Origin of the sequence: Paenibacillus sp. GP183 (genome assembly GCF_900104695.1) — a bacterium.
In the GTDB taxonomy this organism is placed as follows: domain Bacteria; phylum Bacillota; class Bacilli; order Paenibacillales; family NBRC-103111; genus Paenibacillus_AI.
In genome coordinates this window covers 2448744-2464110 of record NZ_FNSW01000001.1, presented here as the reverse complement: position 1 = coordinate 2464110, position 15367 = coordinate 2448744, and the positions used below count along the sequence as shown (strand labels likewise).

The following is a 15367-nucleotide window of genomic DNA, read 5'->3' as shown; positions in this document are numbered from 1 at the left end:
GAAGAGGCCTTTTTTGCGTGCATATAAGGGTTGGAACTCCAAATAAAGCAGTGGAAAAGTAGATTTTAACCAGGAGGGAATAAGATGAAAGAACGTTTAGAAGCGCTCAAGCTGGAAGCTCTGCAGGAGCTTAATCAGGTTCAAAGCCAACAAGAGCTTAACGATCTGCGAATCAAATATTTGGGCAAAAAGGGGCCGCTCACCGAGGTGCTCCGCGGAATGGGAGCTTTAAGCGCCGAAGAGCGTCCTTTAATCGGACAAGTGGCAAATGATGTTCGTGCGGCCATTGAGAGCGTAATAGATGAGAAGCAAGCGGCTTATCAAGCGGAGGAGACCGAGAATCGTCTACGTTCTGAAAGAATAGACGTCACCTTGCCAGGCCGACCTTCTACACAAGGTGCGGTGCATCCACTTAATAAAATCATTCAGGAGATTGAGGATATTTTTATTGGGATGGGCTATACCGTTGCGGAAGGCCCGGAAGTCGAGCAGGATTATTACAACTTCGAGGCGCTCAATTTACCAAAAGATCACCCTGCACGCGACATGCAGGATTCGTTCTATATTACGGAAGAGATTCTCATGCGGACGCAAACATCTCCTGTACAAGTTAGAACTATGGAAAAGCGTCAAGGCGAAGTTCCGATCAAAATCATTTGCCCTGGCAAGGTTTATCGCCGCGATGATGATGATGCAACCCACTCCCATATGTTCACCCAAATCGAGGGTCTCGTCATAGATCGCAACATTCGCATGAGTGACCTCAAAGGAACTTTGCTGCAATTCGTCCAGGAGATGTACGGGAATCAGACCCGAATTCGTTTGCGCCCCAGTTTTTTCCCGTTCACGGAGCCGAGTGTCGAGGTCGATGTGAGCTGCGCCATGTGTGGCGGTCAAGGCTGCAGAACGTGCAAGCAAAGCGGCTGGCTGGAAATTCTCGGAGCGGGGATGGTTCATCCGCGTGTTTTGGAAATGGGCGGGTATGACCCTATGGAGTATTCCGGTTTTGCCTTTGGCATGGGCGTGGAACGAATTGCCATGCTGAAGTATGGCATCGAGGACATTCGCCATTTTTACACTAACGACCTGCGTTTCTTGAAGCAGTTTGTGCGTTTGTAGGTAGGGAGTGCAAAGCAAAACTCAAGATTATGCTTACGAAGTCAGTTTTGCTAAAGCAAAACTCAAGATTATGCTTACGAAGTCAGTTTTGCTAAAGCAAAACACTTAGGAGGGACAACAATGAAAGTATCCTATAAATGGTTATCGGAATATGTGGACGTAACAGGTCATACGGCGGAACAATTGGCAGAAATGCTGACCCGCAGCGGAATTGAAGTCGATGTTGTAGAAAATCGCAACAAAGGGGTTTCAAACGTTGTCACAGGGTATGTGAAGTCCTGTGAAAAGCATCCGGACGCGGATAAGCTCAACGTATGCATCGTGGACGCCGGACAAGGCGAAGATCTGCAGATCGTATGCGGAGCCAAGAATGTAGCGGCAGGCCAAAAAGTACCTGTGGCGCTGGTAGGCGCTCAGCTTCCCGGAGGATTAGAGATCAAGCGCGCCAAGCTGCGCGGTTTGGAATCCCAAGGGATGATTTGTTCCGCCAAGGAGCTGGGGCTCAATGACAAATTGCTGCCCAAAGAAATCCAGGAAGGTATCCTCGTGCTTCCGGAACAAACCGAGATCGGCAGCTCGATCCTCGAGGTGCTGGCCATCGACGACCAGGTGCTCGAGCTCGACCTGACGCCGAATCGCTCCGATGCCCTCAGCATGCTCGGCGTGGCTTACGAGATCGCGGCGATCCTCGGCCGCAGCGTGCAGCTTCCTGATGCGGAAGCCGCGCTCCAATCCGCCGACACAGCCGGCGCCACGCGCGCCGCGGACCGCATCAGCGTCAGCATCGCTGCCGCTGAGCAGTGCTCGCGCTACGCAGCTCGCCTCATCGAGGGCGTGCACATCGGCCCCGCGCCGCTGTGGATGCAAAATCGCCTGATGGCTGCAGGCATCCGCCCCATCAATAACATCGTCGACATCACGAATTTCGTGATGCTCGAGTACGGGCAGCCGCTGCACGCGTTCGATGCAGACCGGCTGCAGGGCGGTCACATCGAGGTGCGTCTCGCCAAGCCCGGCGAGACGCTGGTCACGCTGGACGATGTGGAGCGCACGCTGGAGCCGCATATGCTGCTCATCACGGACGGCTCCAAGCCTGTCGGCCTTGCCGGGGTCATGGGCGGCGCGAACTCTGAGGTCAGCGGCGGCACAACGCGGATTTTGCTCGAATCCGCCCGCTTCGCCGGCAGCTCCGTGCGCAAAACCTCGCGCCAGCTCGGTCTTCGCTCTGAAGCGAGTCTGCGCTTCGAGAAGGAAGTGAACCCGGAAGCAGTGCTTCCGGCATTAAACCGCGCAGCGGCACTCATGGCCGAGTATGCCGGCGGCCAAGTGGCTTCCGGCATCGTCGAGGCCGTTGCCTCCGAGCAGGAGCCCGTGAGCATCAACCTTTCGCTCACCAGGGTCAACGCCTACCTGGGCACAGAGCTGACGCTCGCCCAGGTTCGGGAAACACTCGATCGTCTGCATTTCGCCTACGATCCTGCGCCTGAAAGCTCGCTGCGTGTGCATGTGCCAAGCCGCCGCGGCGACATTACCCGGGATGTCGATTTGATCGAAGAGGTCGCTCGACTCTTCGGCTACGACAATATCCCGACGACCTTGATGAGCGGGGTGACGACGCCCGGCTCGCTGACCAAAGAGCAAGCGATTCGCCGCGCGGTGCGGGCTCTGCTCACACAAAGCGGGCTGCATGAAGTCATCACGTATGCTTTCACGCAGCCCGGCCAAACCTCGGATTTCGCCGGGCTCTATCCCTCAGCGAAACCTATCGCTCTCGCTATGCCCATGAGCGAGGAGCGCAGTACACTGCGCACCAGCCTGCTGCCGCATCTGCTGGATGTGGTAAGCTACAACCGCAATCGGAACATGGACGATGTAGCGATTTTTGAAATCGGCAAGGTGTTCGTGACCGAGGAAGAGTCACTTAACCAACTGCCGGAGGAAAAGCTGCTGCTTGCCATTGTGCTGACAGGCAAACGCCGTCAAGCGCATTGGGCATTGAAAGCCGAGAGTGTGGATTTCTACGATGTAAAAGGAATATTTGAGCGCTTGACGTCCTATCTGGGCATTGAAGGCCTAACTTATAATGCTGCACAGACCGATGGCTTCCATCCGGGTAGAACGGCTGAGCTTTTCTTGGATACCGGTAAGGGCCGCAAACGGATTGGAACCATCGGACAGCTTCATCCTGCGCTTCAGCAGCGCCGTGATCTGGACGACACGTATGCACTCGAAGTCGAGCTTGCGCCTATCCTGGCGGCGGCCAACGCTTCCATTGCGTATAAGCTGCTGCCAAGATTCCCTGCAATTGGACGGGATCTTGCTGTTGTAGTGGATCAATCCGCAGCCGTCGACCACATGCAGGATGTGATTGCGAAGATTGCCGGAGATCTGCTGGAATCTTTGCAGGTTTTTGATATTTACACCGGAGAACGTCTAGGTGCCAGCAAGAAGAGTGTTGCGTTCGCACTGCTCTATCGTCACCCGGATCGCACGCTGCTGGATGAAGAGGTAACAGAGCTGCATGGAAAAGTGGTTCAGGCTTTGGAAGAACGGTTTGAAGCGGAGTTAAGAAAATAAACAAACCCATGGCTCCACAGCAGGAAAAGGGGCTGGTCATATCGAACTAATCGGTAGAGCCAGCCTATTCATTGCAAACGTGAAGGAGGAATTTTTCATGACCAGCCCTGAGGAAAAAACGAGAATTACTGTGGATATATATGGAAATTCCTATAAACTGATGGCCACTACAAGCTCTGCCTACATGAAAAGTGTGGCTGAGTTGGTCAATGATCAAATGTTTCGCATTGCCAAAACCTTTCCGCGCCTGGATTCGCAGCGTATAGCCGTCCTCGCTTCGGTAAATATGGCGGATGAGAATTTACGCTTGAAAGAAAGGATCGAGGAGCTGAGCAAAGGTCAGCAAGATTCTACAAATTCGCAAGCGAAGTATGACAAATTGCAGATGAACCATGATGATTTGCTGATGAGCTACAACAACCTGCTGCAAAGCCATGAAGAACTGAAGCGGGAGCATGAATCAAACCTGAAGCAGATGCAGGAGCATGCCGATAAGGTGGATGTGGTGTATCAGGACATGGTGAAGATTACCGAGCAAAACGAGCTGTTATCCGAACAAATATCCGGTCTTTTTCTGCAAACGGAGAAGGAAAGGGAGCTTGGACTTTCGGCGCAGGAGCAAATGAATCAGCTGCGTGAGCAGTTTCTGGCTGAAAAAGAAGAGCTGCTTGAACGTCACCGCAGAGAAAAGGAAGAGCTTTTCCGACAGGGCGGCAGTCAGGATGAAGTGCTGCAGCAGGAGCTTGCCAAGGTGGAGTCGGAGTACAGAGCGCTTCAAGAAGAGTATGGAAAGCTGAAAAACGAATATAACGAATGGATCGAACTGGCCGAAATCGACAGTCCGGAGAAGTAACGAAACGTGAAGATGAACACGCTGGATTTTATCATGCTGGCATTGGCCGCTGGCGGACTGATTGTGGGATTTTGGCGCGGTTTAATCGCCCAAATTGTATCCCTGGCCGGTTTTTTCATTGCTTACATCGTGGCCTTCAAGTTTTATCGCGATTTTGCCCCTGTGCTGCAGCGCACATTTGCACTACCTGCCTCGTCAAACTACCAAAAATACGAGTTTGCCGTCAAAATCCTGCATCTGGATACTTATATCTATAATGCTCTCGCGTTTGCCCTCTTGTTTTTCGGAGTTAAACTCTCCCTTTCGGTTATAGGAAGACTGCTCCATTTTATTGCCAAAGCCCCTGGCATTAATTTTGTAAATCGCTGGAGCGGCGCACTGCTGGGTATTGCAGAAGCTTTGCTCCTGATCATCATCTCTGTCAATGTGATGACGATTATTCCCTCCGATGGCGTGCAGAAGCTTTTATCCGGCTCCGTGTTCGCCCCTTACTTGATTGATCATCTTCCTTCATTCGCCGGAAAGCTTCATGAGCTTTGGAAGCAGGGCATCCCTTTATAGATAAAAAGCTGCCAGCCCCTTCTGCGATGAAGAGGACAGGCAGCTTTTTTGGTTATCAGGAAATTTATTATTCCACAATCAGGGTAGATTTCATATTAGCGTGGCCTGCGCCGCACATGATTGAACATTGGATGGTGTAAGTTCCAGCTTTATCCGGAGTGAAGGTTGCGGTGTCACCGTCTTTTTTCAAATTGACTTTAAATTCACTAATGGCTGCTCCATGCATGCCTTCTCCCTCTTTAAGACTAATAGTTACAGGCTGGCCCTTTTTCACTTTATATTCTGCTTGATCGAACTTGAAGTTGGTAGCTGTAAGGTTTATGGCTTGAGCGGCTCCGCCAGCTGCCGGTGATGCAGATGCAGACGCTCCTGCAGATGCTGCTGGTGTCGAGGTAGCTGCGGATGTTGAGGCCGGTGTTTTTGATGCGCTGGCATCCGGCTTGCTGCCACATGCGGCTAAGGCAAAAATAAGGGTCAACCCAAAAAGGATTGCAACAATTTTTTTCATGATTTCCCTCCTATAAAATGAAATAATAATTTGATCTATCCATTATATTACCTCAATTAATGTAAAATTTTCACGCACGTCGGTGTCCATTTGGTGAAGGCTTTGTGAAATAAAAAAGAACGATCCGGCGGAGATCCGCAGCAGACCGATCTTAAGGTGCAAGTCAATCGGATTTAGTCGATTTTACTCTTCCGCCTGGAAGTCCCGACTTCGAACGGAGTGGTCATAGGGATGAACAGATCGATAATCCCGATCACCAATGCGGCTAAAATAGCCCCGATCATGCTTGTGGCAACACCTGAGACAATAAACTGGGCAATATAAATCACAAGTGCGCTGACCAGGAAGCCCACAATTCCTCTTCCGAAGGGAGAGATTCTTTTGCCAAAGATGCCTTCGATGATCCAAGAGGCTACCGCTATGACTAATGCCAGAAGGATAGCGCTCCAGAAGCCTCCTACACTAAAGCCGGGAACCAGCCAACTGACGATCATTAAAACCAAAGCGGATACAATAAACCTGATCAAATGTCCGAGAACATGCATCGCTCGTACCTCCTTCCCGGTGTTAATCTGGATAGGTTAAAAATTGTCTATTGCTAAAAGATAGGTACGAAAATAGTGTAACCATTTGACGGCCAATTATGGCAGGAAGGATTAGCCATAACCGTTTTTTCCGTAGCTAATTAGTTGGGCTGATTAGCTATAACCGTCTGTTCCGTAGCTAATCAGCTAGGGTTTGGTTATAATAATAGGGAGGGGGTGGAACCAGCATTGAATGCAAAAATCTTGAAAACCTTGGAATTCGAAAAAATTTTACATAGATTAAGCAGCCAGGCAGAAACTTCTCTAGGCAAGCAAGCCGCAGAGAATTTGGATCCGCTTGGCGATTTTGAGCAAGTCAAATTAAGGCTTCAAGCGACCGATGAAGCGGTCAACGTAGAGCGGCTGAAAGGAAATGCGCCTTTTGGCGGAATACGCGATATTCGGTCGGCCCTTCATCGGTCAAGCATTGGCGGTATGCTGAATCCGGCCGAGCTGCTGGATATATCCACAACGATGTTCGGCTCACGCCGGCTGAAGCGTTTTATAGCGGCAGTCCACGAAGAATATGCGGTTCCTATGCTCAAAGAGCAATCCGAGCTGCTGACTGAAAACAAGGCGGTTGAGGATCGGATCAACAGCTGCATCGACGAGAATGCGGCCGTGATGGACAGTGCCAGTCCGGAGCTTGGCCGAGTCCGCAGTGAGCTCAGAAACGGGGAAGCGAGGGTGCGTGAGCGTTTGGAGCAAATCATCCGCAATCCATCTTCGCAAAAAATGCTGCAGGATGTACTCATCACCATCCGCAATGATCGTTATGTGATCCCGGTCAAACAGGAGTACCGATCGAGCTTCGGCGGGATGATCCATGATCAATCGGCGTCGGGTGCGACACTTTTTATTGAGCCCGAAGCTGTTGTACAGCTGAACAATAAACTAAGAGAATTGAAGCTTAAGGAAGAAGTAGAAGTCGAGAAAATTCTGCGTGCGCTAACCGAGCTGGTTGCTGAACACGCGGATATGCTGTTATCAGACGTGGAGATGCTTGCCTTGCTCGACTTCACCTTTGCCAAAGCGGGTTTGGCTAGAGACATGAAAGCGACGCTGCCGCGGCTCAATGACCGTGGTTTTATTAAAATCAAGCGCGGCCGCCATCCGTTAATCGCTGCGGACTCAGTGGTGCCGCTTGATCTTGAGCTTGGGAACCAGTATTCCGCTATCATTGTAACCGGACCAAATACGGGAGGTAAAACCGTCTCGCTTAAGACGGTTGGCCTGTTGAGCCTTATGGCCATGTCCGGTCTATTTGTCCCAGCAGAAGAAGCCAGCCAGCTTTGCGTGTTCGATGCGATTTTTGCAGATATCGGTGATGAGCAAAGTATCGAACAGAACTTAAGTACTTTTTCCAGCCACATGACGAATATTATTAACATATTACGTGATATGACACCTAAGAGTCTGGTGCTTCTTGATGAGCTAGGAGCGGGTACGGATCCAGCCGAAGGCTCGGCACTTGCAATATCCATCTTAGATTATATGCATCGTATGGGCTGCCGCATGGTCGCTACAACGCATTATCCGGAGCTTAAAGCGTATGCGTACCAGAAACCGGGAACGATCAACGCCAGCATGGAGTTTGACGTGCAGACGCTGAGCCCGACCTACCGCCTGCTTGTGGGCGTCCCCGGGCGCAGCAACGCCTTTGCCATTGCCGAGCGGCTCGGGCTGTCGCGCTCGATCATCGAGCACGCACGCGGCCAGGTGGCCGAGGAGGACGTGCGCGTCGACTCGATGATCGCGTCGCTCGAGGAGAACCGCCGCGTCGCGGAAGCCGAGCGGCTCAGCGCGGAAGAGGCGCGCCGCGAGGCGGATGAGCTGCGCGCCAAGCTGGAGGCGCAGCAGAGCCGCTTCGAGGAGCAGCGCGATAAGCTGCTCGAGAAGGCCGAGCGCGAAGCGCGCGAGGCGGTCGCGAAGGCGCGGCGCGAGGCCGACGAGGTCATCGCCGAGCTGCGGCGCATGGCCTTGGAGGAAGCGGGCGGGGTCAAGGAGCACCGGCTCATTGACGCGAAGCGGCGGCTCGAGCAGGCCGCGCCGGAGCTGCGCACGAAGCGCGCCGCCGATGCGAAGTCGGCCGCCCGGAAGCGGGCGGAGACCATCGAGCCGGGCGACGAGGTCCGGGTCGTGAGCCTCGGCCAGAAGGGCCACGTGGTCGAGATGGCGAGCGACACGGACGCCTTGGTGCAGCTCGGCATCATGAAGATGAAAGTCCGCTTGGCGGACTTGGAGAAGCTGGGCGCCGCCGCAGCGGCTAAAAAACCGCAGATGCAAACAGCCACGATCGTGAAGCGTTCCCGTGACGATAACATTCGCACTGAGCTGGATATGCGCGGCATGAACCTTGAGGAAGCTTTAATTGAAGCGGACCGCTTTCTCGATGAGTCCTTTCTCTCCAACCTGGGCCAGGTGTATCTGATCCATGGCAAGGGAACGGGTGTGCTGCGAACCGGGATGCAGGAATATTTGCGCCGCCATAAGCACGTCAAGAACTACCGCATGGGCAATTATAACGAGGGCGGCAACGGTGTGACTGTCGTGGAGCTTGCTTAATCAGAAAAAAAATTACATTTAATTTTGAAACCCTATTTTATGTGATGCGTATGTATGAGTGTAAACACCGGTGCAGCAAAGGCAAGCTCAAGTACCTACCACATATATTATTAGGAGGAAATGAAGAATGGGAATTTTTAAAAGATTAAGAGATTTAACGATGGGATCGATCAATGACTTACTGGACAAAGCTGAAGATCCGGTGAAAATGCTAAACCAGTTCCTTCGCGACATGGAGGAGGACATTTTGGAAGCTGAGACCTCCGTAGCCAAGCAAATTGCTATTGAGAAGAAGTTTAAGCAGCAGTATGAAGAAGCAGAAGAAATGGTGACCAAACGTACCGAGCAGGCCATGAAGGCATTGGAGTCCGGGAACGAAGATTTGGCTCGCCGTGCGCTCGAAGACAAGAAAGAGCATCAGGCTCGTTTGGATGAGTTTAAGCGCCAATACGATATTTCCAAAACAAATGCCGATAACCTTCGCAGTCAATTGACTGAAATGAAAGATCAATTCGGCAAAATGAAGAACAAAAAAGATCTGCTCGTTGCCCGTGCCGAATCGGCCAAAGCGCAAAAGCAAATCAACCAGGCCATGTCCGGTTTTGGTGTCGATAACGGCGCCAAAGGCTTTGACCGCATGTCGGAAAAAGTCCTGCAGATGGAAGCTGAAGCACAAGCCAGCGGGGAGCTTCGCGCATCCAACCGCAGCCTTGACGATGAGCTGGATAAGCTTGGAAAAGGCGACGGCGTAGACGATGAGCTCGCTGCGCTCAAAGCAAAGATTGCTGAAAAAAAGCAGCAGTAATGCTATAATAATTGAAGTCCTGCAAGAGGCTGGGGAAACCCAGTCTCTTCTACCATTTTGGAGAGAGAGCAGGGATCTTAACATGAACAAAGAGGTGGAACTGTTGCTAAACAACCCATATGTGGGGACGCTCGCGTTTTTTGCGATTGCGGTGATTGCGCTTGTGGTGTTCTTGACGATTTTCGAGCTGGTCACCAAATATGATGATTGGAAGGAAATCAAGTCAGGGAACTTGTCGGTGGCTATGGCAACCGGCGGGAAGATTTTTGGGATCTGCAATATATTCAGGTTTGCTATTCTAAATAATGATACGATGATGCAATCACTCATTTGGGCGGGCTACGGCTTTATTCTGCTTCTGGTCTCTTATTTTATTTTTGAATTTTTGACCCCTTACTTTAAAATTGATGAAGAGATCAAAAAGGACAACAAAGCTGTCGGCTTTTTGTCGATGATGATTTCCATTTCCTTTTCTTATGTTATCGGAGCCTGTGTAACGTGAAGTATCTATGGGGTACCTTATTCGTGATAGCGTTTGTTTTTGTCATAGCGGGCGTTTATTATATACTGAAGTATTCTTAAAGGTTTGGAGGTAGACCATCAATGAGTGCAAAGGATGAAGTCGTTTGTCCCTGGTGCCAGACGGAGATCGTTTGGGATCCGGAAATCGGCCCGGAGGACGAATGTCCGCATTGTTTTAATGAACTAAATGATTATCGCACCATTCAATTAACGGTGAAGCAGACCGGTCAACCGCTGTTGTTAGGGGAAGAAGCCGATGAAGATGATCTTTCGGCGGTATGGGATGAAACGAATGAGCCGATTGACAGCTACGGTGAAAAGGTACTGCAAATGACCGACGAACAGGAAGAGGCGCCGGATTGCTCCAACTGTAACGAACTGATGCTTCTGGCGGGCAGTGAAATCCAGTCAAAGGAAATTTATATTCCTTATGTATCCAAGATTTTGGGTACACCTACACTCAAAGCTCCCTTTACAATGCATGTGTATATTTGCCCATCCTGCTTCAAGGTCGAGAAGTATTTGTCCGATTCAGATCGCGCCTTGATGGTCGACCGTATCAAGAAAGAATCCTGAGCAACCGGATCCGCAAGGGTTCGGTTTTTTTATGTTCTTGCGTTATTTCAGCGGAATTGGGGAAGCTTAATGAAGCAATCTTAATCCCTGTCAAAGGTGGAGCGTATGCAGCAGGAACATATTCAGCATGGGAATCACCGTAAATGGAGCGGCAAGCTTGATCCACAATCCATTCTATTGCTGTTGGTCAACGGGCTTTTCACTGTGGCCAGCCTGCTTTCCGGGTCATTCGTCGGGGTATACCTGTGGAAGGCCAAAAATGACTTGGCGCTGCTCGGATGGTTTGCTCTGTCGGGCCATGTCGCAATGGCCGTTACCTTTTGGCTGGCTGGGAAATGGGTCAAGGAACATAATAAAATGAACTGCTTGCGTATGGGTGTGATTGTTTCGGCATTGTTCTACCTGCTGGTGCTCTGGCTCGGAACCCGCGCTATGGAATTAGTGCTTGTCCTTGGTGTGGTACAAGGAATCGGCTCGGGATTTTTTTGGCTTGCTTTCAATGTCGTTTATTTTGAAGTGACGAATCCGGAAAATCGGGATCGATTTAACGGCTTGGCGGGACTGATCGGATCGGGAGCAGGTATGGCGGCACCGTGGATATCGGGTGCGCTCATTGTACATATGGCAGGGGCGAGCGGGTATCGGCTTATTTTTACCTTGTCCCTGGGCGTTTTTATGATCGGGGTGATCGTGAGCTTCTTTTTAAAAAAACGCAAGGTCGCGGGCACATACGAGTGGCTTCTGCCCATTCGCAGTATTAGCAGTAAGGATACGCCATGGAGGCCAGTCAGTGCGGCTCTGGTAGCTCAGGGCATCAGAGAAGGCGTCTTTGCGTTTTTAATCGGACTTATGGTATACATTGCAACGGCAAGTGAGGAACGTTTGGGTACCTTTTTGCTCATAACCTCCGGAGTTTCGTTGATCAGCTTTTGGGCGACTGGCAAATGGATGAAAAAACGTAATAGGAACAGGGCGATGTTCATTGGCGCACTAGCTATGACGATTGTGATTTTGCCGTTTTTTTGGAAGGTCAATATGGTGACCCTGTTGATTTATGGAATCGGCACTGCGCTTTTTCTTCCCTTGTATTCGATCCCAGTGATTTCTACTGTATTTGATTTGATTGGAGGCAATGACCAGAGTGTTTCTAGGCGTGAAGAATATATCGTGCTTAGGGAATTGGCGCTAAATGCAGGTCGAATGCTGGGAGTGCTGTTGTTTATTATTGTAGTTACGTGGAGCCAATCAACATGGGTGCTAAACGTTTTTCTGCTTGTTATCGGCAGCTTCACGCTCGTAAATTGGTGGTTTATTCGCAAAAAAATCGCCGGCGATTCTCCGCCGAAATCGCTTGACAACTGGTCAATACCCGCTAAACTAGTGGGTAATGACGGCTTGAGCAAAAGGAGAGAGTGAGCACCTTGGCATCAAGAAAAATGGTAAATAGCATCACAGATATCATTGGCGATACACCCGCCGTGCGAATCAATCGATTGGTTCAAAAGGGTGACGCAGAATTATATGTAAAATTGGAGTTCATGAATCCTAGCGGCAGTGTGAAAGATCGCGCCGCTTTCAATTTGATTGTGCAAGCGGAACTAGACGGGCGGCTGAAGCCGGGAGCTACCATTATAGAGCCTACAAGCGGCAATACGGGGATTGGACTTGCGATGAATGCAGCAGCAAAGGGCTATAAGGCCATCATGATTATGCCGGATAATATGAGTAAAGAGCGAATTAATATTCTCAAAGCATATGGAGCACAGGTCGTGCTTACTCCTGCATCGGAACGCATGCCCGGGGCGATCAGGAAAGCGATTGAGCTAAGGGATCAAATTCCTGGCAGCTTTATTCCCCAGCAATTTGAAAATCCGGCCAACCCGGATATTCATCGCGTTACTACGGCACTTGAAATTCTGGGGCAAATGGACGGTCGGCTCGATGCTTTTGTAGCTACCTCAGGAACGGGCGGAACGATAACGGGCACGGGGGAAGTGCTGCGTGACAAGATTCCGGGCATCCAAATTTATGTGGTCGAGCCAAAGGGATCTCCTGTGCTTTCCGGAGGGCAGCCAGGACCTCATAAGCTGGTAGGAACGAGTCCAGGCTTTATCCCCGCCATCTTGAATACAAGTGTCTACGATGAAATCGTCCAGGTAACGGATGAAGATGCGGTACAGACGATGAGAGATTTGGCCCACAGGGAAGGGATTCTTGTCGGACCTTCAGCAGGGGCTTCGGTTTGGACAGGACTTCAGGTTGCACGCAAGCTTGGTGCAGGCAAACGAGTGCTCTGTATAGCCCCGGATTCGGGAGAAAGATATTTGAGTATGGATCTTTTTTAAACAAACAGCATACTATGCAGGGGTGCTAAAGCATTCCTGTTTTTTATTTTTTGTAAAATCCAAAAATAAATTGAATAAATATACACCAAGATGTATAATTATAAATAAGAAGTCTAAAAGGACCAGGTGATAATCATGAAAATTGCTTATATAAATCAAGCTCCGGAGGAAAGCAGCCTCGGAGATTTTATGCAGGAATACCGAATAGAGCATGGGCGCACCGGATTGACTGCCATCAAGGAGCATGACACCGGCCATGTCATCTCGGCTTATGATAATAATCGTTTGGTTGCCATAGGATATACGCCTGCCGATGCATCGGCGCCGCAGATGGAGTCGGCCGAAATTTATGTGCTGCCTGATTATCGAACGAGAGGAATTGAAAGCAATGTCTATAAGCTTCTGCTTGCGGAGTGGAAATATTGCCCCGTAACTGCAGCTCACTAAAACAAGAAGTCAAGAGAAGAGCCAAAGAGAAGAGCCAAAGCTGATTTAGCTGCGGCTCTTTTCTCACGCAATAATGATTTCGTACTTATTGAAATACATGCCGCTTCGTTGTAAGATGAAGGAATATGATTTTCCGAAAGCGAGGGACAACTATGGATACTTTGAAGCTCAAAATTCTCGATTTGTTAAAGGAAGACGCACGCCGCAGCGCCCAGCTGATCGCCACGATGCTAGGCACGACGGAGGCGGCCGTGGCGAGTGCAATCAGCGAGATGGAAGCTGAGAAGGTCATTGTGAAATATGCAACGGTTGTCAACTGGGGCAGGGTTGATGAAGAAAAGGTAACCGCCCTGATTGAGGTGCAGATTACTCCGGAGCGGGGCCGCGGCTTTGACGCGATCGCCGAGCGGATTTACCTATATCCCGAAGTGAAATCGGTTTACCTGATGTCGGGCGCTTATGATTTGCTGGTTGAAATTGAAGGCAGAACACTGAGAGATGTGGCTTCATTCGTTTCCAACAAGCTTTCCCCGATTGATCGGGTGCTTTCTACCAAAACCCATTTTATATTGAAAAAATACAAACAGGACGGCATTATTTTCGAGGATCATGAAGATGATCACCGGATGCTGATCTCACCGTAAAGGGAGATGCGAAGTGATTAAAGAAGAGCAGCTCGGGCAGAAGTCGAGATCGATGAAGGATTACCTGTCACCGCTCGTCCGTGATATCCCGCCTTCCGGGATTCGCAAATTTTTTGATTTGGTGAGCGGCAGCAAGGATATTATTTCACTTGGCGTAGGTGAGCCGGATTTTTCAACACCGTGGCACGTCAGGGAAGCCGCTGTGTTTTCATTAGAGCGCGGCAGAACCAAATATACCCCCAATTCCGGAATACTTGAGCTGCGGGAAGCTATTGCCGAATATTTGCATAACAGCTTTCAAATCACCTATGAGCCTTCAAATGAAGTGCTGGTTACGGTTGGCGGCAGCGAGGCGATTGATCTTGCCCTAAGAGCGCTGATTGTTCCCGGAGATGAAATTCTGATTCCGGAGCCTTGCTATATTTCCTATTCTCCTATCGCTGTTATTGGCGGAGGAGTTCCGGTAGGGATTGAGACGACTTCCGAAAATAAGTTCAAGCTGACGGCTGAAGCGCTTCGCAGCGTTCTTACCCCTCGCTCCAAGGTGCTTATCCTCTGTTATCCCAGTAATCCAACTGGAGGTATCATGACTTACGAGGATTGGCTGCCCATCGCCAAGGTGGTGGAGGAACAGGATCTTATTGTTATTTCCGATGAGATTTATGCGGAATTGACTTATGATCAGAAGCATGCGAGCTTTGCCACAATGCCGGGTATGAAAGACAGAACGATTCTGGTGAGCGGCTTTTCCAAGGCGTTCGCGATGACAGGATGGCGGATGGGCTATGCCTGTGGTCATTCGGAGCTGATTGCAGCGATGCTGAAAATTCACCAGTACACCGTGATGTGCGCTCCAGTCATGGGGCAGGTTGCTGCACATGAAGCATTAACGAACGGTCTGGAAGAGAAGGATCGTATGGTAGAATCGTACAATCAGCGGCGGCGTTTGGTAGTCAGCGGCTTTCGTGAGATTGGATTGCAGTGCCACGAGCCGCAAGGTGCGTTTTATGCCTTCCCTTCTATCCAATCAACCGGACTTAGTTCCGAGGAGTTTGCCCAGCGTTTGCTGTATGAGGCTAAAGTCGCAGCTGTACCCGGATCTGCTTTTGGTCTTGGCGGGGAAGGCTTTCTACGCTGCTCTTATGCGAGCTCTGTCTCGCAATTGAATGAAGCCATAGAACGCATAGGAAATTTTATAAAAAAATTGTAAAATACTAATAGATTTTGTAGTATCCAACATGAAGAAAAACTGCTATAATTT

The 15367-nt window shown here is 50.2% G+C and carries 15 protein-coding genes; 13 read left to right on the top strand and 2 right to left on the bottom strand.

Annotated elements, in window-relative coordinates:
* Positions 1-84: 84 nt before the first annotated feature.
* The 4 genes from pheS (at position 85) to BLV33_RS12215 (ending at position 5110) form a co-directional block, all read left to right on the top strand.
* A complete protein-coding gene (pheS, locus tag BLV33_RS12230) occupies positions 85-1119 on the top strand; it encodes a phenylalanine--tRNA ligase subunit alpha (protein WP_090791492.1) in 1035 nt (344 codons plus the stop codon).
* A 120-nt stretch (positions 1120-1239) separates the two neighbouring features.
* A complete protein-coding gene (gene pheT, locus BLV33_RS12225; RefSeq protein ID WP_090791488.1) occupies positions 1240-3696 on the top strand; it encodes a phenylalanine--tRNA ligase subunit beta in 2457 nt (818 codons plus the stop codon).
* Between the two features lie 97 nt (positions 3697-3793).
* Positions 3794-4549 carry a cell division protein ZapA gene (gene zapA / locus BLV33_RS12220; protein WP_090791486.1) on the top strand — a complete coding sequence of 252 codons (756 nt, stop codon included), beginning with the start codon at positions 3794-3796 and terminating at the stop codon, positions 4547-4549.
* A 12-nt stretch (positions 4550-4561) separates the two neighbouring features.
* Positions 4562-5110: a CvpA family protein gene (locus BLV33_RS12215; protein ID WP_090798890.1), complete on the top strand. Its 549-nt coding sequence runs from the start codon at positions 4562-4564 to the stop codon at positions 5108-5110.
* Positions 5111-5177: 67 nt separating this feature from the next.
* Here BLV33_RS12215 and BLV33_RS12210 read toward each other — a convergent pair whose 3' ends face one another.
* Positions 5178-5618, bottom strand: a complete 441-nt coding sequence (locus BLV33_RS12210; RefSeq protein WP_090791484.1) for a cupredoxin domain-containing protein — start codon at positions 5616-5618, stop codon at positions 5178-5180.
* Positions 5619-5791: 173 nt separating this feature from the next.
* Positions 5792-6163, bottom strand: a complete 372-nt coding sequence (locus BLV33_RS12205) for a phage holin family protein (protein WP_090791482.1) — start codon at positions 6161-6163, stop codon at positions 5792-5794.
* A 228-nt stretch (positions 6164-6391) separates the two neighbouring features.
* On the opposite strand from BLV33_RS12205, the gene BLV33_RS12200 reads away from it, so the two are divergent.
* From BLV33_RS12200 to BLV33_RS12160, 9 genes are all read left to right on the top strand, one after another.
* Entirely contained in the window at positions 6392-8767 is a 2376-nt protein-coding gene (locus BLV33_RS12200) for an endonuclease MutS2 (protein WP_090791480.1), read from the top strand.
* A 127-nt stretch (positions 8768-8894) separates the two neighbouring features.
* A complete protein-coding gene (locus BLV33_RS12195; protein WP_090791478.1) occupies positions 8895-9572 on the top strand; it encodes a PspA/IM30 family protein in 678 nt (225 codons plus the stop codon).
* Positions 9573-9654: 82 nt separating this feature from the next.
* Positions 9655-10074, top strand: coding sequence for a DUF350 domain-containing protein (locus BLV33_RS12190; RefSeq protein WP_090791475.1), 420 nt, complete (start codon positions 9655-9657; stop codon positions 10072-10074).
* 101 nt (positions 10075-10175) lie between these two features.
* A complete protein-coding gene (locus BLV33_RS12185; RefSeq protein WP_090791473.1) occupies positions 10176-10670 on the top strand; it encodes a hypothetical protein in 495 nt (164 codons plus the stop codon).
* Between the two features lie 105 nt (positions 10671-10775).
* A complete protein-coding gene (locus BLV33_RS12180; protein WP_090791471.1) occupies positions 10776-12086 on the top strand; it encodes an MFS transporter in 1311 nt (436 codons plus the stop codon).
* A 20-nt stretch (positions 12087-12106) separates the two neighbouring features.
* Complete coding sequence (gene cysK / locus BLV33_RS12175) at positions 12107-13015, top strand: cysteine synthase A (RefSeq protein WP_090798889.1); 909 nt, start codon at positions 12107-12109, stop codon at positions 13013-13015.
* A gap of 135 nt (positions 13016-13150) precedes the next feature.
* Positions 13151-13462, top strand: coding sequence for a hypothetical protein (locus BLV33_RS12170; protein ID WP_090791469.1), 312 nt, complete (start codon positions 13151-13153; stop codon positions 13460-13462).
* A 152-nt stretch (positions 13463-13614) separates the two neighbouring features.
* Positions 13615-14106: an Lrp/AsnC family transcriptional regulator gene (locus BLV33_RS12165; RefSeq protein ID WP_090791465.1), complete on the top strand. Its 492-nt coding sequence runs from the start codon at positions 13615-13617 to the stop codon at positions 14104-14106.
* 52 nt (positions 14107-14158) lie between these two features.
* The gene (locus tag BLV33_RS12160; protein WP_171909351.1) at positions 14159-15316 is read left to right on the top strand and encodes an aminotransferase class I/II-fold pyridoxal phosphate-dependent enzyme; all 1158 of its coding nucleotides are present in this window, start codon (positions 14159-14161) and stop codon (positions 15314-15316) included.
* Positions 15317-15367 lie beyond the last annotated feature (51 nt).